The sequence below is a fragment of the Kastovskya adunca genome, assembly GCF_059505785.1.
On the sequence record NZ_JCACLG010000029.1, the window covers coordinates 37,481 to 55,869 of the forward strand.

Genomic DNA, 18,389 nt, shown 5'->3' on the forward strand with positions numbered 1-18,389 from the left:
TGTGAGGCTGGACTAACTAAACTCTTAGTAGTCCAGCCTTTTTGGTGGCTATAAATTAGGGGAGTTGCTGTTCAAGAAAGGGGAGAAGAAACCGCTTGATTCCGACTGCCGTAGCGCTGCAAAAATTGAAGAATAAGCAAATATTGGTGGGAAAACCACCTTCGAGGCGTCTCCTGAGCAGATTGGGGCGCAGCTTCCACATTAGGAGCCTTGGTCATCACCAGCATAGAGTCAGTGGGACGGATCGCTAACTTTCCTCGTTTTAAGGCGTACCGCAACATGCGTCCTTTCTTCCAGACACAATACTTATCCGCCCTCCAGCGAGGATTAGCTGGGTAGCCAGCAAAGCCACACCGCAAGGCAGGAATCAACGTACTCTTGATAGATGTACGAAGTTTAACGGTGCTTGCTAATTCCACTACCACAAACTGGTACTGCTTTGTTACTGCGGACACAAGCTTTACCTCCTCGTAAATATGGGATATTACATTTCGTTGATAATTGGGCTGCTCAAGCAGGGCTTTTTGTCAGTTGCCCGTCGTCTACCGTTTCACTAATTTCAGACAACAAATTTCGCGGCGGTGTCCCTATTTACCGAAATAATTGGGTCTAAAGCCCCTTTCTTCTAGGACGGCTTTTTATTTTTTCACTTTTATGAGCACTGCGATATCATAAGCCGAGGGAGGTAAACTATGCTAGTCTTTGAGTTCAAGACCTACGGCAAAACCCATCAATACCTAGCTATTGATGAAGCTATCCGCACGACACAGTTCATTCGTAATAGAGCAATTCGACTGTGGATAGAGGGTCAAGCCAAGTCATGGATTGAACTTTCTAGGCATTGCGCTCTACTTGCCAAAGAGTTTCCATTTGCCAACAAACTCAACTCAATGGCGCGACAAGCCGCCGCCGAACGAGCCTGGGCTGCCATCTCCAGATTTTATGACAATTGTAGAAAAGGATTACCAGGTAAAAAAGGATTTCCGGCATTCCAGAAAGACTGCCGTTCTGTCGAGTACAAAACATCGGGCTGGAAGCTAGCCGTTGACCGCAAATCTATCACTTTTACAGATAAAAATGGTATCGGCAAACTCAAATTGAAAGGAACCCGTGACCTGCACTTTTATCAAATTGACCAAATAAAACGGGTCAGATTAGTAAAACGTGCAGACGGTGTGTATGTCCAATTCTGTGTGTCAGTTGACCGTAAAGAAGTCGTGGAACCATCGGGGACTGCTATAGGTTTAGACGTTGGACTCAAAGAGTACTACACCGACTCCAATGGAGTAACGGTTGAAAATCCTCGATTCCTTCGCCAGGGAGAGAAAGCTCTCAAACGTTCTCAACGACAAGTTTCACGAAAGGTAAAAGCTTCAAAAAATCGGGGCAAAGCTAGCTGTGTTCTTGGAAAGCACCACCTCAAGATAAGTAGACAGCGTAAAGACCATGCCGTTAAATTGGCAAGGTGCGTCATCACATCCAACGATGTAGTCGTCTATGAAGACTTGAGGATTAAACATTTGGTGAAGAATCACTCTCTCGCTAAGTCTATTAATGACGCATCTTGGTATCAGTTTCGGGTCTGGCTGGAATACTTTGGTAAAGTATTTGGTCGCATTACAGTTGCCGTTAATCCCGCCTATACAAGCCAAGAATGCTCTAGCTGCGGCACGATTGTGAAAAAGAGTCTGTCCACAAGAACCCATGTTTGTCAATGTGGATGTGTCTTGGACAGAGATCATAACGCAGCCAGAAATATCCTTCGTCAGGGATTGGGTACGGTAGGGCATACCGGAACCTTCATGCTAGACATGAGCAACGCTTTGGGAGAATCGACCTCTACTTTGGTTGGAGCAATCCTGCCTAAGCAAGTTGGCTCGTAGATTAAAGAATCCCCGTACCTTCAGGTCGGGGAGTGTCAAACTCTTATTTCCCCCGGTATGGGAGAAACATCAGGAGGAGTATTAACGATTAGGGTGAAGCCAGTCTTACGTGTCGCACTTCTAGGGCATGAATCGGTAGCAGTTGTCCGGCGCAACTAACCTTTCCCTTTGGTATATCCTATCCTTTTGAGGCAAAGAAGAGAAGATGATTAGCTAATGGGGAGGAAAAACCCTAGCTAACTAAAAATAAATGCGGATGACGCCAAATATCATCGACGTACATCCGCATTCATCTACAGCTAAGGCTTAAAAGTCAGGGAAGATTAAAAATTGTCAGTTGACAACTAGCCGTTATTGCTTGAGGAGTAGGTAGTAAAGTTCTCCGGTGTTGTTGACTACTCCAGCGCGATCGCCAGCAACTGCACCCGTCCCCATAAAGACATCGACACGTCCCGCCCCCCGAATTGCACTACCAGTGTCTTGATCTAAAACATAGCGATTGACTAAACGTGACTCTAGAAGCCCGTCAGTCGTCTGGTAGGGAAGACTCGTGCTAATCAATGCCAGCGCACCGGGTGGCATCAAGGACTTATCCGTAGCGATCGAGCGTTCCGCCGTCACAGGGAGACTGAGACTCCCTGTAGCGGGTGCGCCGTTGGTTTCTCGGAAGAAGACAAAGCTTTTATTGCGGGGGAGATATTGATTGACTTCTTCAGGATGGGCGAGAAAGTACTCAATTAACACTGGAAGTGTCAAACCTTCCAAGGGCAATTTCCCATCGTTTACCAATTCTCTACCAATGCTGCTGTAGGGATGACTAGTTTTGCCAGCGTAGCCGACACTCATCACGCTACCATCAGGCATTTGCAAACGGGCAGAACCCTGAACGTGAACCAAAAAGGCTTCTAAGCGATCGCGCATCCAAACGAGTTCCTGCCCTTGCAGGCGGGTTTTTGTCCCAAAGCCATCTTCCCCTTCCAACTCAGCGCGAATTGGATGGGTATTTCCCCACCGAGAAAAGTCTTTGGGGACTCGATAAAGGGGATAGCGATACTCCGCTGTCCGCGTTCGACTCGCCGTATAAATGGGTTCAAAGTAACCCGTAAAGGAGACGGTTCCGCGCTCATCCTTGCCAACCGACTTGTACAAGACAAATTCTCGGTTAACAGCGGCTTGTAGCTCGGCGGGAGAAGAGGAACCGACAACGAGCTGGCGGAAGCGTACTAAGGAACGACGAACGCGATCGCGCGTTATCCCTCCTACCGGAAGTTTCCGGTAGGCAGCCGCCGCCGTTGGCGTTCCCAAATAACGCAGACTGTGATCAATCGAGGTTAGTAGGGCTTGCCGATCTCCCGGTTTACCCGCACTTCCCCAGATTTGGTCATCAAACCCCCATTCCTTTAGTTCGCAATCGCTAACATTACAGGTTTCCTGGCTGATAGGACGCAGCGGTACATCGGCAAGTACGACTTGACCCGATGTCACCAGCGCCACCCCCAAACCCAGGGAAAGCAAAGCAAGTACCTTTGTCATGAATCCAATCTTGTCTTGGTCATTAGTCATCAGTCAGTAGTCAGCGATCCAAAAATCAACTGACAACTGACAAACGGTAAAGCCTGTTATCTGCAAAACCGTTTAGTAGCGTTCGACGCTACCAGCAAACAGAGGTTCCACTCGAATTGCTTCGACACAAGACGGACGTAGAACCATGTACTCGCCTTGAATATTTTTGATCGGCACGCTGATGAAGTCTGTAGAGGCAGCTTTTGGCATTAGCTCGCCGCTATACCACTTCTGAAACTCTTGAATTGTGGCAAAGCGTACTTCCTCCCGGTGACCACCGGACAGCAAAATATAGACGGCGTACTCGTCTGGGGTTCTTGGCATAGAAAATGATCCTTATCCTTAATCCATCCAGACCATTATCAGCGACCGCAAGGGGGAAAACCACTATCCCTGCAAATTTTGATAAGTGCTGAGTCGGGGAGAAAGTATGTTCGGCGAAGCCGTGAAGGGAGGCGCTTAGTGAAGTATGAAGTATGAAGTATGAAAGGTAAGAGGTTCTTCCCTGCTCTCCTGCACCCCTGCACCCCTGCACCCCCGCTCCCCTGCACCCCTGCACCCCTACAACAAGCGGGGGATCTAATTAGAAATAACATTAAACCGCTGTAGCAGGGTTTCCAGTAGTGGCGGTAAAGTTTGGTGCAGTTCAGTCGCTGTTTTAAACCGCAACTGTTGGTAGTTGGGTAAGTCAAAAGGAAACTGTCCGGGCAGATCCGAGCGTTCCATTTGAGCCAGCAAAATTTGCTCAGAGCGCTTGCTCTGCAAGGCATAGCCTATTTCTACACAAACATTAGGACTGGGGATCAGTCGAGGGTTTTCGTTATCTAGTCGCACCACTGGGGTGCCATCGGCGACAAAGAGCAGACTCTTGCGGATTTTGCGTAGTGAGGTACTGTTTAGCCGCATCGGGCCATCAATAGGGCGTCGAGATTCTTCTAGAGTTAGGGGCAAACGCGATCGCTGATTGATTCGCTCTAAGCAATCCTGCAATGTGTCACGCAGGGCAACACTCGAAGCGTTATATTCGCTTTGGGAGCAAAAGAACACAATCGGCTCTAGCTGCGCCATCACGTCTTGTTTGGTGAAGTAAATCTCGTGGCTAATTAAGTCAATATTGGAAACCGCATAGCCGCCGCTACCTTCAATATAAAACTCAACTGTTTCCCCTTCTAAATAACGTCCGAACCAGGCAGAGTTCTTAACATCCTGGCTCTCATCTAAAAAGTCAGCTCTCAAACCCGACTTGAGTAAGCTATTTTTGCTCAGACGCAAATCGTGGGGGCGTTTTTCCAGTTCTTTAATCGGTTCGTACTGCTGAAGATACCAAGCTTTGAGGGCAATGATGGCCATGATGTCTTACCAGGTTGCACGGCATCGGTAATGCCCAAGTGCAAAAATTCCTAAACCTGGATATTAGCAGTAAGCGGTAATATCTTCACCACATTCATCTGCCAAATAGCACAATGCTCGAAAACGTAAAGCCACTACTTCGTCATAAAGGGGATTGAGCTTGCACATCGGCGGAATGTGGAACAATGTGCGACCAAAGAGCTTAACATCGCGCTCAAAAGGACACTGAGCGGGGATCGCTTGGCAAAGGCGGTGTGCAAGTTTAGGACTGCTGACTTCGATTTTGTCTAGCCACTGTTTGGCAGGCTGCAGCCACTTAATGGTTCTTTTCGGTTTGAGAGGATTCGCTTGGGCTTTTTGCTGTATCGCCGTCTCTGGATATACCCAAACACTGCTTACAAGAGCTAGATTCTTTACTGTATACTCGGATACACTCATGATTCTTTTCCTGTGCTCGGCAAAAGCAAATTGGATTATCTGTAACTTACCTACAACCGCTTGGTAGCTCATACCGGATTGCCTGCGGTACATTTTTTTGGGAAATCCCCGCAGGAAAGCAGGCGCTTCCTAGCTATCTAGAAGAGCGGAGATTTGTTGCTATTGCAGATATTGTGGTTCTGTAGGTTTAACCCTGTAACAAATTGGCTAAGTAGGCGTTGCATTCAGCAACCGATCTTGAACCTGTATTTGTTGAGCGGAGTTATCGCGAAGGAGAGCAGCACTGGCAAAGGAAAAAATTTAAACTGATGGCAGAAAATGTAAAACCGTATTTATCGAAACTTGTAAATCCAGACTGCCTACTTTTATGTTGACTGAAACGGCAAAGACTGCGCGTGGGCAATCTCACGGAAGTTTTGTTAACTTAGCGCAACATTTCAGTGACAACACTTAACAGGATAACCGATTACCTTGGAAAACTGCACAAAATAAAAGACTGACTTTGACGGCAGGATGTTTCTACCCTTTGTCAGTCAGTCTTTTTGGGAATTGAGGAATAGTGAATGGGGAGGGATGAAGCCTGAAGAGTGGGGGCTTTTTTAGAGAAGCACGGCTGATTTCACCCTGGGTTTCGAGAGAGCCGTGCTAATCAGCGAAGCCTCTTGAAGGGTATACACCTTTCCCCCGTTCGGCTGAGCTCACGGCCGAAGCCTTCACCCCTCACTCTCCATCTAAGAAGCCACTTTCGCAGTAGAGCGACGGCGTCTTCCTGGTGTCTTCGCCGGGGGTTCTTCTGGATTTTGCAGTAAGAAGATAACTAAGGGACGGCTTTGCAGTTCGCGACGAGTCAGGCGCTGGATATCGCCTTCAATCTGCGTTCTTAAGCCTACCCAGTCAACATCTACTCCTTGACTGTCAATGGACTTGGCAAATTCTGTCCAGCGATCGCGTAATGTTCCGTCAATAGCTTTAATCACCAATTGCTGTAAAAGCGTCCGCTCCGCAGTGGAGACGACCCCCCGTAGGTGAACTTCTGGCTTGGCAAGCAGTTTGCCTTCCCAATCTATCGCCGCCGCAACGGTAACGACACCATCTTCTGCCAATTGCTGACGGTCTTTAACGATATTGTCGTGGACAATGCCATTTCTATCGACCAATTCAATGCCCGATGGTACTTGACCCGTGACCCCCATACTCTCTGGAGTAATTGCAACAACGTCACCGTTATTGATAATTACGGTATTTTCCTCCGGGATACCCATACTCTGCGCTATCTTCGAGTGCTGAACCAGCATCCGGTGTTCGCCGTGTACGGGGATGAAGAACTTTGGTCGAGTCAAGGCAATCATTAACTTCTGGTCTTCCTGAGAACCGTGACCCGATACGTGAATTCCGTGATGGCGACCGTAAATGACGTTCGCGCCCTGGATCATCAGTTTGTCAATGGTATTGACCACGGCTATCGTATTACCCGGAATCGGATTTGCCGAGAACACGACTGTATCGCCCTTACGGATTTTGACTTGTCGGTGTTCACCATTGGCAATGCGTGTCATCGCTGCCAAGGTTTCGCCTTGAGAACCCGTTGACAGAATCAAAACCTTTTCATCCGGTAGATTCTGAACCGCGTGCAACGGCTCAAATAAGTTATCCGGACACTTGATATACCCTAAGTTGCGAGCATGGGCGATGACATTTAGCATTGAGCGACCGACTACAGCCACAACGCGATTGTGCTTCTGTGCTAGTTGCAAAATCATATTGACCCGATGCACGGAAGACGCAAAGGTTGTCACCAGCAATCGTCCTGATGCTTGGGAAAAGACACGGTCAAGATTCGGATACACCGAGCGTTCGGAAGGGGTATGTCCGGGAACTTCCGCATTAGTGGAATCGCTAATCAAACACAACACGCCTTTTTCGCCATGTTCTGCCAAGCGCTGAAGGTCGAAGAACTCCCCATCAACGGGGGTATGGTCAATCTTGAAGTCGCCTGTATGGATCACCACGCCTACAGGTGTATGAATGGCGATGGTGAAGCTATCCGCGATTGAGTGGGTATTGCGAATAAATTCTACGACGAACGATTCTCCAATACGCACTGTTTCACGAGGAGCAACGGTACGGAGTTTAGTACGGTTGGTAACCCCAGCTTCGTCTAACTTGCCTGCGAGCAATGCCATTGCTAAACGCGGACCATAGATAACGGGAATCTCAAATTGCTTCAAGTGATAAGCAATGCCGCCGATATGGTCTTCATGACCATGGGTGACAATCATACCCTTGATTTTGTGACGATTTTCCCGCAGGTAGGTCATGTCAGGCAGAACGATATTGATCCCATGCATGTCTTCATTGGGAAAAGCAATTCCTGCATCTAAGAGAATGATCTCGTCGTTGAACTCAAATACGCAGGTATTTTTGCCAATTTCGTGCAATCCGCCTAGGGGAATTACTTTCAGTGCTGGAGAAGATTTACCTTTACTCATTTGCCTCCTTCGAGGATAAATTCACTAACAAAACAAACTGGAAAATTGCAATTTAGTTGCATCTAATAAAAACTTAAAAACTTGTTGATTCAGTTTTCACCGCATCAAAAACGACCTCTTTGTCAGGTGCTTTTAGTAGTTAGCTTGTTGGGCATTAGAGAAAAAACACGCCCAGCTTGATTTTGAGCTAACTTATCTATGCCATCCTACCCAAGGTATATTCCCAAGCCTCTCAGAAGAATAGGTCAGTAGTAAATAGTCAGGAATGAAGCATAAATTGAAGATATTTAGCTTTTTTAAGACTGCGTACACCTTAATTATTTAAAGTAATGAAAGTTCAGTTAATACCGCCTCTAACATTGGTTTCAAGTTATCTGGCAGTCCGCACAATGGTAAACGAGTCGAACCAACATCCCAACCTTGCATTGCTAAAGCTGCTTTTAAGGGAATGGGGTTAGCTGTACAAAACAGAGCTTGAAATAAGGGAAATAATTTCAGGTGAATCTCTGTTGCTAGTTGAGTTTTCCCAGATTCAAAGGCTTGAATCATTTGTTGCAACTGGGAACCCACGAGATGACTAGCAACGCTCACAACTCCTGTTCCTCCTACTGCCAATATAGGAAGAGAGAGGGAATCATCCCCAGAGTAAATCTGGAACTCTGATGGCGTCTGACGCCGGATCTCACTTACTTGATTGAGGTCGCCGCTTGCTTCTTTGATTGCTACGATACTGGGGATTGATGCTAGTCGGGCAACGGTTTCTGGTAGCAGGTTTTGACCTGTGCGACCGGGTACGTTGTAGAGCATCAGGGGCAAGTCTGGAACAGCAGTGGCGATCTCTTGAAAATGTTGGTACAGCCCTGCCTGGGGTGGCTTGTTGTAATAAGGAACGACTTGTAGCGAACCATCTAGTCCTATTTTAGCGGCTTTTTGGGTTGCCGCGATCGCTTCTGCCGTAGAATTTGACCCTGTACCCGCCATCACCTTGGCTTTACCGCTGACCGCTTTTTGAACAACCTGAAAGAGCTGATATTCCTCATCCCAAGTCAATGTCGGCGATTCTCCCGTCGTGCCACACACCACCAACGTGTCTGACCCATTTTCCACTAAATACGCTGATAATTTTTCGACACATTCATAATTGACACTACCGTCTTCCTTAAACGGCGTGATCATCGCCGTCAGCACACGTCCAAAATTGACCGCCACACGCTCACTCCTCCTTAGCAAATTGTTTTCGGCTGGTTTGACTGACCGGACTTTTGATAATTATTACGAAACTGCCGCCGTGGGTTGCAACAAGTTTTGTTTCACCAACAACTCAGCAATTTGCACCGCATTCAAAGCTGCACCCTTGCGGATTTGATCGCCACTTAGCCAAAGTTCTAAGCCACAGGGATGAGAGATGTCTTGGCGAATCCGACCAACCAACACTTCGTCACGACCTGTTGCCTCTACTGGCATGGGGAAATAGTTGGCTTGCCAGTCTTCCACCAATTTGACGCCGTTCGCCTTGGCTAACGCTTCCCGCGCTGTTGCTACTGGTAAGGGTTCTACAAATTCTAGATTAATTGCTTCTGAGTGCGCTCGTAGTACAGGAACCCGTACGCAAGTAGCTGATACCCGTAACTCCGTTACACCAAATATTTTGCGGGTTTCATTAACCATTTTCATTTCTTCTTCACAGTACCCCTGGTCATTTAATGGGGAATTGTGGGGAAATAAGTTAAATGCCAACGGATAAGGAAAGATTTCCGGAGTCGGGGATTTCCCATTCAAGATGTCTTGTGATTGGGTTTTGACTTCTTCCATTGCCCTTGCCCCTGCACCACTTGCTGATTGATAAGTGGCGACAACGATCCGCTTGATCGGCTGCAACTGATACAACGGCCAAACCGCCACTGCCATCAAAATTGTCGTGCAGTTGGGGTTAGCGATAATTCCCCGATGCTGCGCCGCTGCTTGAGGATTGACCTCTGGCACAATCAACGGGATCTGGGGGTCTAAGCGAAAGGCACTGGAGTTATCAATAAATACCGCGCCACTTGCTACCGCTTTTTCTGCCCAGACTTTCGAGGTAGAACCGCCAGCGGAAGCAAGGACTAAATCCACATCTTCAAAAGAATGATCATCGACCACTTCCACCTGCAGTTGTTTGCCTTTGAACGGCAGATAGCTACCTGCCGAGCGAGGGGAAGCTAGCAACTTTAACTGTGAGACAGGGAAGTTCCGAGTTTCTAGTAATTCGATCAGTTCTGTGCCTACGGCACCAGTTGCGCCTAATATGGCAACGCGAAATCCTGCGGTCAAATTGTTATCCTCCACCTAACGATATTAGAGATGATTGAGAGTTTTATTCAATAGTTTTAATAAAACAGTGGGAATTTTTTTAAATTACGCGATCGCTACTCTCTGTTATTGTGGTGCGGCGACGACTCCCAAAAGGGTATCCTCCTTCGTTGGGGGATCAGTGCCCTTGGTGTCTTCACCTCAAAAAACAATTAATTCCAGCCTGTAAAACCTCAGTTTAACAAAGACATTGCCCGATGTTTGTGCTTCAAGGCTGAGAAATTGTCTGGAAAATTTGGCAATCTAATCTGAGAAGGCGAACACCTGCGCCCCCTATGTACTATCATCAAATACGGACACCAAAAATCAAGTCGATGGCATAGTCGCAGCCCTAGTCAAACTACAACTGATTGCCTAATAACTTGCAAACTAGTTGTTAAACCTAGAATATCACGTAGGGTTATCCTTCAGGCGCACACTAGCCCCTCAAGAAGCCTCCGTCTGTATGAACCCTCAAGAGAATTGAGTCCGTAGCAAACATCTTTGACACGAAAGCATCAATGAAAGTTACCCAGGAAAAACTTCCCGCCAGCCAAGTGGGTCTGGAAATTGAGATTCCCGCCGAAACAACGAAAATTGTCTACGAAAAGGTTGTAAAAAACCTTGCCCGTACTGCCAATATTCCTGGGTTTCGTAAAGGTAAGGTACCTCGCCAGGTTCTCCTCCAGCGCCTCGGCTCCCAACGCATCAAAGAAGCCGCGCTAGAAGATTTGGTTCAAGATGCTTTGCAGCAAGCCATCAAGCAAGAATCCATTGAGGCGTTGGGTAACTACCAACTCCGTTCCCCTTTTGAGGAGTTGGTAAAAACCTTCAAACCAGGAGAAACCCTGACCTTCTCTGCCTCTGTAGATGTCCCCCCAGAAGTAACCCTGGGTGACTACAGTGGCTTAAGCGTCCAAGCCGAAGAAACCGTCCCTGAACCCGATGTTGTTGACAACTTTTTAGCAGAAAAGCGGGCTGAACAAGCAACCCTGATTCCTGTAGAAGGTCGTCCAGCTCAGATGGGAGATGTTGCTGTTGTCGATTACAGCGGTCAATTCACGGGGGATGAACCGACAGAAATTCCAGGCGGTCAAGCAACCGACTTCCAGATTGAACTTGAGGAAGGACGGTTTATTGAAGACATTGTCCGGGGCATTGTGGACATGAATCCTGGGGAAACCAAAACGGTACCCGTGACATTTGCCGATGACTATCCCCGCGAAGATTTAGCCGGAACATCGGCAGAGTTTACGATTACCCTCAAAGAACTCAAAGAAAAAGAGCTGCCGGAATTAGATGATGACTTCGCCCAGGAAGTAAGCGAGTTTGAAACCCTAGCCGAGTTGCGCGAATCCATCGCCGCCCAGTTTAAAGAAAGAGCTGAACGGGAAACCGCCACTAGTAAAGAGCAAGCCTTAATTGCAGCACTAGTGGAGAAAGTAGAAGTTGACCTGCCCGAAACCCTGATTGAGCGGGAAGTGGAGACACTCCTAACCCAAACAGTGATTCAGTTAGGACAAATGGGCATGGATGTGAAAAATATGCTCACGGCTGACATGGTCAACAACCTGCGCCAGCGATCGCGCCCTGAAGCCCTAACACGCTTGCAGCAAAATCTCGCCCTCAAAGAAGTCGCCAAACGCGAATCCTTAGAGCCGGAACCGGAAGCCATCGAAGCCAAAATTGCCGAGATGATGGAAGAGTTCACGGGACAAGAGGTTGACCAAGACCGCCTGCGGGAATTCGTCACCTCCGACTTGCTCAAAGAAAAAGCCCTACAGTGGCTAGAAGAACACGGCACCGTGGAACTCGTTCCTAAAGGTTCCCTGACTTCAGAAGAAGCAGAAACCGCAGAGGTAGCTGCTGACACCGAAGAAGCCCCAGAAGCAGAAACTACTCCATCAGCTGAACAAACCCTAGAAGCGGAGGTTAAGCCCTCAGACGCTGAATAAGCCCTTTACCTCTGCTCAAGAGTAGAGATGCTAAACGTTGCGTCTACTGCTCTTGAGCAAGAACGGCACATCTAAAATCAAGGGAAACAAGGGTGAAAGATGAAATTGACCAAGAATCAGCATCAGCTAATGCCAACTGAATCCGCAATCAATCATACTTTCCAGTCAGTCCTCAAGCAGTTGAGGCATAATAATCACTAAGAACAGCAAATAAAACGCGGTGCCAGTTAGCAAACTTAATTTAGGTGCGATGCTAGCCCGCAAATTTGATGCCATTGTTGGTAATATGATTCAATCCCAGTCCCCTGATTATCGAGTTACAAGTCTTAGTTCTCCAGAGATTCACGCGGTCAACTCTGTTGACCCTAGTGCGGTTGTACCCATGGTGGTAGAACAGTCTGGCTTGGGAGAACGAGCCTTTGATATCTACTCGCGCTTGCTGCGAGAGCGTATTGTGTTCTTGGGGACGCCAGTAGACGATGCCGTGGCTGACTCTATCGTTGCCCAACTCCTGTTTTTAGAAGCAGAAGACTCCGAAAAGGACATCCAGCTTTACATCAACTCTCCTGGTGGTTCTGTAACGGCGGGTATGGCAATTTATGACACCATGCAGCAGATCCTCCCAGACGTTGTTACTATATGCTTTGGTCTAGCCGCTAGTATGGGAGCGTTTTTGCTCACCGCTGGAGCTGCTGGTAAGCGAATGGCACTGCCAAATTCCCGGATTATGATTCACCAGCCTTTAGGAGGCGCTCAGGGACAGGCAGTGGATATTGAAATCCAAGCTAGGGAAATTCTCTATCACAAACAAACGCTCAATCGGCTCCTCGCTCATCATACGGGTCGGGACATAGAAAAAATCGAAGCAGATACTGAGCGCGACTTTTTCATGTCATCGGCTGAGGCGAAAGACTATGGTCTAATCGATCAAGTTATCACCCGGCAGGATCTTCCGAAACCGGAAGCCGCAGCCACTCCTTGAAGTAAGAGGCAGGTATGTCTAAGTACGACTCCCATTTAAAATGCTCGTTCTGTGGCAAGTCCCAAGAACAAGTACGCAAGTTGATTGCTGGACCAGGAGTCTACATTTGTGACGAATGCGTGGACTTGTGTAACGAAATTTTAGATGAAGAGTTGCTGGATTCTAGCACTCCTGCACCTCAGCCCGTGCCGCGTTCTGAGCCACCGCAAAAGCGTCGCGCTCGTTCGGCCGGGCTATCTTTTAATCAAATTCCCAAACCCAGAGAACTAAAAAAGCATCTTGATGGCCATGTCATTGGGCAAGAGGAAGCCAAAAAAGTTCTTTCTGTAGCGGTCTACAACCACTACAAGCGCCTGAGTTTTATCCACTCAAAAGGCAAAGGAGGCGTGGATGATGCAATCGAACTGCAAAAGTCCAACATCTTGCTGATGGGGCCAACAGGTTGCGGGAAAACCTTGCTGGCGCAGACTCTGGCGACTGTTTTGGATGTTCCCTTTGCCGTGGCAGATGCCACCACTCTTACAGAAGCTGGATATGTCGGAGAAGACGTAGAAAATATCCTGCTGCGGCTGTTGCAAGTGGCGGATCTCGATGTTGAGGAAGCCCAGCGAGGAATCATCTACATTGATGAAATTGACAAAATCGCTCGCAAAAGTGAAAACCCCTCGATTACGCGGGATGTTTCTGGGGAAGGTGTCCAGCAAGCCCTGTTAAAAATGCTGGAAGGGACAATTGCTAACGTACCGCCCCAGGGTGGGCGTAAGCATCCCTATCAAGACTGCATTCAGATTGATACCAGTAATATTCTGTTTATTTGCGGTGGAGCGTTTGTTGGTTTAGAAAAAGTCGTTGAACAGCGGGTTGGGAAGCGTTCAATGGGCTTTGTCCAATCAGGCGAGAACCAATCTAAAGACCAACGTGCAGCAGATGTTTTGCGGCACTTAGAACCCGATGACTTGGTGAAGTTTGGCTTGATTCCAGAGTTTATTGGTCGGGTACCTGTAGTTGCGGTGATCGATCCGCTGGATGAAGAAGCGTTAATGGAGATTCTCACCGAACCTCGCAACGCGCTGGTGAAACAGTACCAGAAGCTTCTGAAGATGGACAATGTCCAGCTAGAGTTTAAGCCCGATGCCGTACGGGCGATCGCGCAGGAAGCCTATCGCCGGAAAACTGGAGCTAGAGCATTACGCGGAATTGTGGAAGAATTGATGCTGGAGGTGATGTATGAGTTGCCCTCGCGCAAAGATGTCACGCGCTGTATGATTACGCGGGAAATGGTCGAAAAGCGCTCCACCGCAGAACTCTTGCTCCATCCTTCATCTCTCCCTAAACCGGAATCTGCTTAAAAAAGTAGAGACGTACCCTGATACGTCTCTACGCTCAAATATTTCAACATGCCTCTAATTAACGTTCGCGGTGTAGAACATTATTACGAATGGCTTAAACAGCCTGCCTCTACTGCAAAGAAACCTGTTATGGTTTTTGTTCATGGCTGGGGAGGCTCAGCACGGTATTGGCAAAGCACGGCTAAGGAATTGTCCGATTCCTTTGATTGTTTGCTGTATGACTTGCGGGGATTTGGGCGATCGCGTTTACCGGAAGAACAGCTAGAGCTGCTCTACGAGATGGAAGACTACGCTGAGGATTTAGCTCTATTGCTAGATGGCTTGCAGCTAGAGCGTGTCTACATCAATGCCCATTCCTTAGGAGCATCTGCGGCGGCGATGTTCCTACAACGCCACCCAGAACGGGTAGAAAAGGCAATTCTCACCTGTAGCGGCGTTTTTGAATACGAAGCCCGGTCTTTTACCGCGTTTCACAAAATTGGTGGTTTAGTCGTCAAGTTCCGTCCCCACTGGCTAGTAAACATTCCCTTTGCCGAACGGATGTTCATGAGTCGGTTTTTGCATCGCCCACTGCCGACATCCATTAGCCGAGCCTTCTTAGAGGATTATCTGCTAGCGGATGATCAGGCAGCTTTAGGAACTATGCTTACGGCGGTGAGTAAGTATGCGGCGGAAGTGATGCCCCAGACCTTCGCTCAGTTGCAAATGCCAACCTTGTTAATTGCTGGGCAATACGACAAGATTATCCCGGCGGAATTGGGGCGTAAAGCCGCAAGTTTCAACGAGAAAATAGAGTTTTTGGAAATGCCTAACACGGCTCACTTTCCGATGCTGGAAGCTCCAGAGGAGTATTTACAGCACGTTCGGGAGTTTTTGGGCGTTGGTTTACCTGCGAAGGCTTGAATTGACCTGATGCTTTAGCCTTGCTCAAAACTCTCTTCCCTAGTCTCTAGCCCCTCTTCAAAAGTCTAAAATTACTCTCCGAATCGGATACGGTGCTTGGCTTTTAGTCCCGTGATCGCTAAAAGCGCTAATCCGGCTAAGGCGGAAGGTTCCGGTACTGAACGAGGAGATTCGGTGGTCAGACTAAAGGCGAGGAATTGGGTAAACTGAGTTGGGCTAAAGTTGTTATCGCTGACAACAATTAACGACTTTTGCCCAGAGGCTAAATCGGGCCCAAAGGTTAGACCTTCGATATTGTCTAGGGTCAAACCAAGCTGCTGGAAATCTAGCAATAAGCTTTTCTGAGCAGGTTTAATCCTATTGAGGTTGACAGCACTAAGGCTTTCAATATCGCTAATGTCATCTGATCCCTCTAAAGACACCTGAAACAGCTTGATCGTATTGCCCGCACCCACAGAAAAAGACCGCTCTAAACTGAGGAATGTCCGGTCATCCAACGCTAGTAAATCAACCAAACCATTGGTATTGAAGCCATCAGGGAGAGTTGGAGCTTCTGCAACGGGTTCGGTGAGATAGAGGAATTCCTGCTCTGCTCTAGTTAACAGGTCATATTTCAAAATCCGAGATGGGCTACCGTTATTTAGCCCCGCCGCTAACCCATCTTGAATTAGGGCATTTTCCGTCGCCGTAAACAGAGACGTTCCATCGGGGTTAATAGTCAGACTTTCAAACGCTAAGTTGTTGCGAATTCCTGATTCTCCAGTAACAGTGGGTTGAAACTTAGAGGGAACTGGCAGAGTTTTGAGTTGCTGTCCGGTTAAAGAGAACTCATTGACAAAGGGAGACGTCACTCGACCGAGATCGGGTCTTGCTTCTCCTTCTGAGGAGATGAATAAAGTGCCTTGGTTAGTTAAAGCAATTCCTTCTGGATCGAGGCTTAAATCGGGAAAAGGCTGACCATTTTCATTAAGAAGCGTGGTGACATCAAGTAGCGTTACGTCTTCCTGGCTCAAGACACCATCTTCTACGCCGATGTTGAGAGTGTAAAACCGAGCCGGATTTGTTTCGCTGCGATCGTCGGAAATGCTGTAGTAAACATTTTTGCTAGCGTCATAGGTAATTCCCGACAACCCTCCTAACTCGGTTCCCTGATATGGGAATCCTGTCGGAAATGTTGACTGTCCGAGAAAGTCTACGTTGGTAATCGTGATGGCATTAGCCGCAGGTACAGCAAAGAAAGCGTAGGTAAAGCCGCCCAAACAGGTTAAGCCAATTGTTCCTAAACGTTTGCCAACTTCCGTAATTTTACTCATGACAAGAGAAAAAATATAGGTCTAACCCAGAAGCCTACTATCTGCAAGCTAAGACAAGGTGAAGTTGTGGATAAGAACAAAGTGGAGTTGGCGATCGCCTCTTTATGAGTCTGGAGTTCCTATAGCCCCAAGCTGATAGCCGAGCATCCTACGACTAGAGAGATGTGATGATTTGAGCGTACTTACGGCAGATTCTTATTTTGAACAGTTTTTTAGTCCTCCCATAGCATTTCCTTAAGGTTGCCTCGCTAGGTTAGGAGCATTCCTGCAATACAAAACAGATACAGTTTCCATGAAAGTATCGAGTGTGATTGATTTCCTAGTTCGCGATCGCTCCAGGGTTGGGTTGACAGCAATGGGGACAATCGGAATTTTAGCGATCGCTTCTGGGCCGATGCAAGCCGCTAATCTCCGCTTTGCTAGCTTCAATGCCTCCCTCAACCGCAACACCGAAGGACAGCTAATTACCGATCTTCTGTCAGCGCCAGATAACGATCAAGCACAAGCTGTTGCCGAAATTATCCAACGAGTCAATCCGGATGTCTTGCTCATCAACGAGTTTGACTATGTTGAAAACGGTACAGCAGCAGAGCTATTTCAAGAAAATTACCTCTCTGTTGGGCAGAATGGAGCGACCCCCGTTGAGTATCAATACCGATACGTTGCTCCCTCCAACACGGGGATTCCCTCCGGCTTCGATCTCGACAACAACGGCTCTGTAGGTGGCCCAAACGATGCCTTAGGATTTGGTCTTTTCCCCGGTCAGTACGGCATGGCGCTTTACTCCAAGTATCCTATTCTCACTGAAGAAATTCGCACCTTCCAGAAGTTTTTGTGGAAGGACATGCCTAATGCCCTGCTCCCTGATAATCCCGCCACGCCAGAGCCGCAGGACTGGTACTCCGAGGAAGAACTAGATGTGGTGCGCCTTTCTTCCAAAAGTCACTGGGATGTTCCGATTGAGGTCGATGGCAGTGTTGTTCACGCCCTTGTTAGCCATCCCACCCCGCCCGTCTTTGATGGTTTAGAAGACCGCAACGGCAGGCGTAACTTTGATGAAATTCGCCTTTGGGCGGACTACATTACTCCTGGACAAGGAGACTACATCTACGATGACTCTGGCACAGTGGGCGGACTGGGGGCTGACAAAAGTTTTGTAATTATGGGGGATCAAAATGCCGATCCCTTTGATGGAGATAGTTACCCTGGTGCTATTCAGCAGTTGCTGAACAATCCGCGAGTCAATACCAGCGTTACCCCCTCTAGCCTCGGTGGTGTTCAACAAGCCAGCTTACAGGGAGGAGTTAACCTTAACCACCAAGGCAATCCAGCCTTTGATACGGCTGACTTTGCCGATAACAGTTCTGGCAATCTTCGGGTTGATTATGTTTTGCCGTCTCAGGATTTGGAAATTGTCGATGCGGCTGTATTTTGGCCAAAGAGCGACGATCCTCAATTCCCGCTTGTGGGTACGTTCCCGTTTCCCAGCTCCGATCATCGCTTGGTTTGGGCGGATGTTGAAGTGCAACAGGAGCAAGTTAGCGTTCCTGAACCCTATGTGGGACTATTCAGTCTTGGCATCCTGGGGCTAGTTGGCTATCGATACCGCCGGAAGCCGTGTCCTGAGGGAAGATAGGCTTTCATCCAAAGGTTAGTGAGTGAAGGCTCATGGGAGTCTTGCACTAATGCGGGAAGAACCCTACCCCAACCCTCCCTGCCAAAGCTACCGTCTATACATAACTGGTTCTTTCTGATGCAAATTTCGTTCAAACCCCCTCGCGTCCCCCTCGGAGATCCCCCTCCCGTCCCCCTTAAAAAGGGGGAAGCTAGATGTTG

At 48.0% G+C, this 18,389-nt stretch carries 14 protein-coding genes and 1 pseudogene; 6 read left to right on the forward strand and 9 right to left on the reverse strand.

The features are described 5' to 3' along the window. Nucleotides 1–71: 71 nt before the first annotated feature. On the reverse strand, nucleotides 72–455 hold the full coding sequence (locus tag AC5JR3_RS11325) for a hypothetical protein (protein ID WP_495845966.1): 384 nt from the start codon (nucleotides 453–455) through the stop codon (nucleotides 72–74). Nucleotides 456–692: 237 nt separating this feature from the next. On the opposite strand from AC5JR3_RS11325, the gene AC5JR3_RS11330 reads away from it, so the two are divergent. Continuing rightward, nucleotides 693–1,883, forward strand: a complete 1,191-nt coding sequence (locus AC5JR3_RS11330) for an RNA-guided endonuclease InsQ/TnpB family protein (protein ID WP_495845968.1) — start codon at nucleotides 693–695, stop codon at nucleotides 1,881–1,883. Between the two features lie 351 nt (nucleotides 1,884–2,234). On the opposite strand, the gene mltA is transcribed toward AC5JR3_RS11330, so the two are convergent. From mltA to AC5JR3_RS11365, 7 genes are all read right to left on the reverse strand, one after another. Continuing rightward, nucleotides 2,235–3,416 carry a murein transglycosylase A gene (gene mltA / locus AC5JR3_RS11335; RefSeq protein ID WP_495845992.1) on the reverse strand — a complete coding sequence of 394 codons (1,182 nt, stop codon included), beginning with the start codon at nucleotides 3,414–3,416 and terminating at the stop codon, nucleotides 2,235–2,237. A gap of 102 nt (nucleotides 3,417–3,518) precedes the next feature. After that, a complete protein-coding gene (locus tag AC5JR3_RS11340) occupies nucleotides 3,519–3,770 on the reverse strand; it encodes a hypothetical protein (RefSeq protein ID WP_495845970.1) in 252 nt (83 codons plus the stop codon). 255 nt (nucleotides 3,771–4,025) lie between these two features. After that, on the reverse strand, nucleotides 4,026–4,796 hold the full coding sequence (locus AC5JR3_RS11345; RefSeq protein WP_495845972.1) for a hypothetical protein: 771 nt from the start codon (nucleotides 4,794–4,796) through the stop codon (nucleotides 4,026–4,028). 63 nt (nucleotides 4,797–4,859) lie between these two features. Continuing rightward, a complete protein-coding gene (locus AC5JR3_RS11350) occupies nucleotides 4,860–5,234 on the reverse strand; it encodes a Mo-dependent nitrogenase C-terminal domain-containing protein (RefSeq protein WP_495845974.1) in 375 nt (124 codons plus the stop codon). A gap of 731 nt (nucleotides 5,235–5,965) precedes the next feature. Beyond that, the gene (locus AC5JR3_RS11355) at nucleotides 5,966–7,723 is read right to left on the reverse strand and encodes a ribonuclease J (protein WP_495845976.1); all 1,758 of its coding nucleotides are present in this window, start codon (nucleotides 7,721–7,723) and stop codon (nucleotides 5,966–5,968) included. 321 nt (nucleotides 7,724–8,044) lie between these two features. Continuing rightward, nucleotides 8,045–8,932 (reverse strand): 4-hydroxy-tetrahydrodipicolinate synthase, encoded by an 888-nt coding sequence (gene dapA, locus AC5JR3_RS11360; RefSeq protein ID WP_495845978.1) that lies wholly within the window; start codon nucleotides 8,930–8,932, stop codon nucleotides 8,045–8,047. 63 nt (nucleotides 8,933–8,995) lie between these two features. After that, entirely contained in the window at nucleotides 8,996–10,048 is a 1,053-nt protein-coding gene (locus tag AC5JR3_RS11365) for an aspartate-semialdehyde dehydrogenase (RefSeq protein WP_495845980.1), read from the reverse strand. Between the two features lie 524 nt (nucleotides 10,049–10,572). Here AC5JR3_RS11365 and tig point away from each other — a divergent pair. The 4 genes from tig to AC5JR3_RS11385 all read left to right on the forward strand — a co-directional run bounded on the left by tig (nucleotide 10,573) and on the right by AC5JR3_RS11385 (nucleotide 15,240). Further along, nucleotides 10,573–12,006: a trigger factor gene (gene tig, locus AC5JR3_RS11370; protein ID WP_495845982.1), complete on the forward strand. Its 1,434-nt coding sequence runs from the start codon at nucleotides 10,573–10,575 to the stop codon at nucleotides 12,004–12,006. Nucleotides 12,007–12,292: 286 nt separating this feature from the next. Next, nucleotides 12,293–12,988, forward strand: coding sequence for an ATP-dependent Clp endopeptidase proteolytic subunit ClpP (gene clpP, locus AC5JR3_RS11375; RefSeq protein WP_495845994.1), 696 nt, complete (start codon nucleotides 12,293–12,295; stop codon nucleotides 12,986–12,988). A 14-nt stretch (nucleotides 12,989–13,002) separates the two neighbouring features. Then, nucleotides 13,003–14,337, forward strand: coding sequence for an ATP-dependent protease ATP-binding subunit ClpX (gene clpX, locus AC5JR3_RS11380; RefSeq protein WP_495845984.1), 1,335 nt, complete (start codon nucleotides 13,003–13,005; stop codon nucleotides 14,335–14,337). 48 nt (nucleotides 14,338–14,385) lie between these two features. After that, the gene (locus AC5JR3_RS11385; RefSeq protein ID WP_495845986.1) at nucleotides 14,386–15,240 is read left to right on the forward strand and encodes an alpha/beta fold hydrolase; all 855 of its coding nucleotides are present in this window, start codon (nucleotides 14,386–14,388) and stop codon (nucleotides 15,238–15,240) included. 71 nt (nucleotides 15,241–15,311) lie between these two features. Here AC5JR3_RS11385 and AC5JR3_RS11390 read toward each other — a convergent pair whose 3' ends face one another. Continuing rightward, nucleotides 15,312–16,553: an esterase-like activity of phytase family protein gene (locus AC5JR3_RS11390; protein WP_495845988.1), complete on the reverse strand. Its 1,242-nt coding sequence runs from the start codon at nucleotides 16,551–16,553 to the stop codon at nucleotides 15,312–15,314. Between the two features lie 394 nt (nucleotides 16,554–16,947). On the opposite strand from AC5JR3_RS11390, the pseudogene AC5JR3_RS11395 reads away from it, so the two are divergent. Continuing rightward, nucleotides 16,948–18,087 (forward strand): annotated as a pseudogene (locus AC5JR3_RS11395) (endonuclease/exonuclease/phosphatase family protein); the annotation flags it as partial. Nucleotides 18,088–18,389 lie beyond the last annotated feature (302 nt).

What these genes read in the sequence shown, in the direction of transcription:
- AC5JR3_RS11330 (WP_495845968.1), top strand. Translation starts at nt 693, where the DNA reads ATGCTAGTCTTTGAGTTCAAGACCTACGGCAAAACCCATCAATACCTA.
- mltA (WP_495845992.1), bottom strand. Translation starts at nt 3,416, where the DNA reads ATGACAAAGGTACTTGCTTTGCTTTCCCTGGGTTTGGGGGTGGCGCTG.
- AC5JR3_RS11340 (WP_495845970.1), bottom strand. Translation starts at nt 3,770, where the DNA reads ATGCCAAGAACCCCAGACGAGTACGCCGTCTATATTTTGCTGTCCGGT.
- AC5JR3_RS11345 (WP_495845972.1), bottom strand. Translation starts at nt 4,796, where the DNA reads ATGGCCATCATTGCCCTCAAAGCTTGGTATCTTCAGCAGTACGAACCG.
- AC5JR3_RS11350 (WP_495845974.1), bottom strand. Translation starts at nt 5,234, where the DNA reads ATGAGTGTATCCGAGTATACAGTAAAGAATCTAGCTCTTGTAAGCAGT.
- AC5JR3_RS11355 (WP_495845976.1), bottom strand. Translation starts at nt 7,723, where the DNA reads ATGAGTAAAGGTAAATCTTCTCCAGCACTGAAAGTAATTCCCCTAGGC.
- tig (WP_495845982.1), top strand. Translation starts at nt 10,573, where the DNA reads ATGAAAGTTACCCAGGAAAAACTTCCCGCCAGCCAAGTGGGTCTGGAA.
- clpP (WP_495845994.1), top strand. Translation starts at nt 12,293, where the DNA reads ATGATTCAATCCCAGTCCCCTGATTATCGAGTTACAAGTCTTAGTTCT.
- clpX (WP_495845984.1), top strand. Translation starts at nt 13,003, where the DNA reads ATGTCTAAGTACGACTCCCATTTAAAATGCTCGTTCTGTGGCAAGTCC.
- AC5JR3_RS11385 (WP_495845986.1), top strand. Translation starts at nt 14,386, where the DNA reads ATGCCTCTAATTAACGTTCGCGGTGTAGAACATTATTACGAATGGCTT.
- AC5JR3_RS11390 (WP_495845988.1), bottom strand. Translation starts at nt 16,553, where the DNA reads ATGAGTAAAATTACGGAAGTTGGCAAACGTTTAGGAACAATTGGCTTA.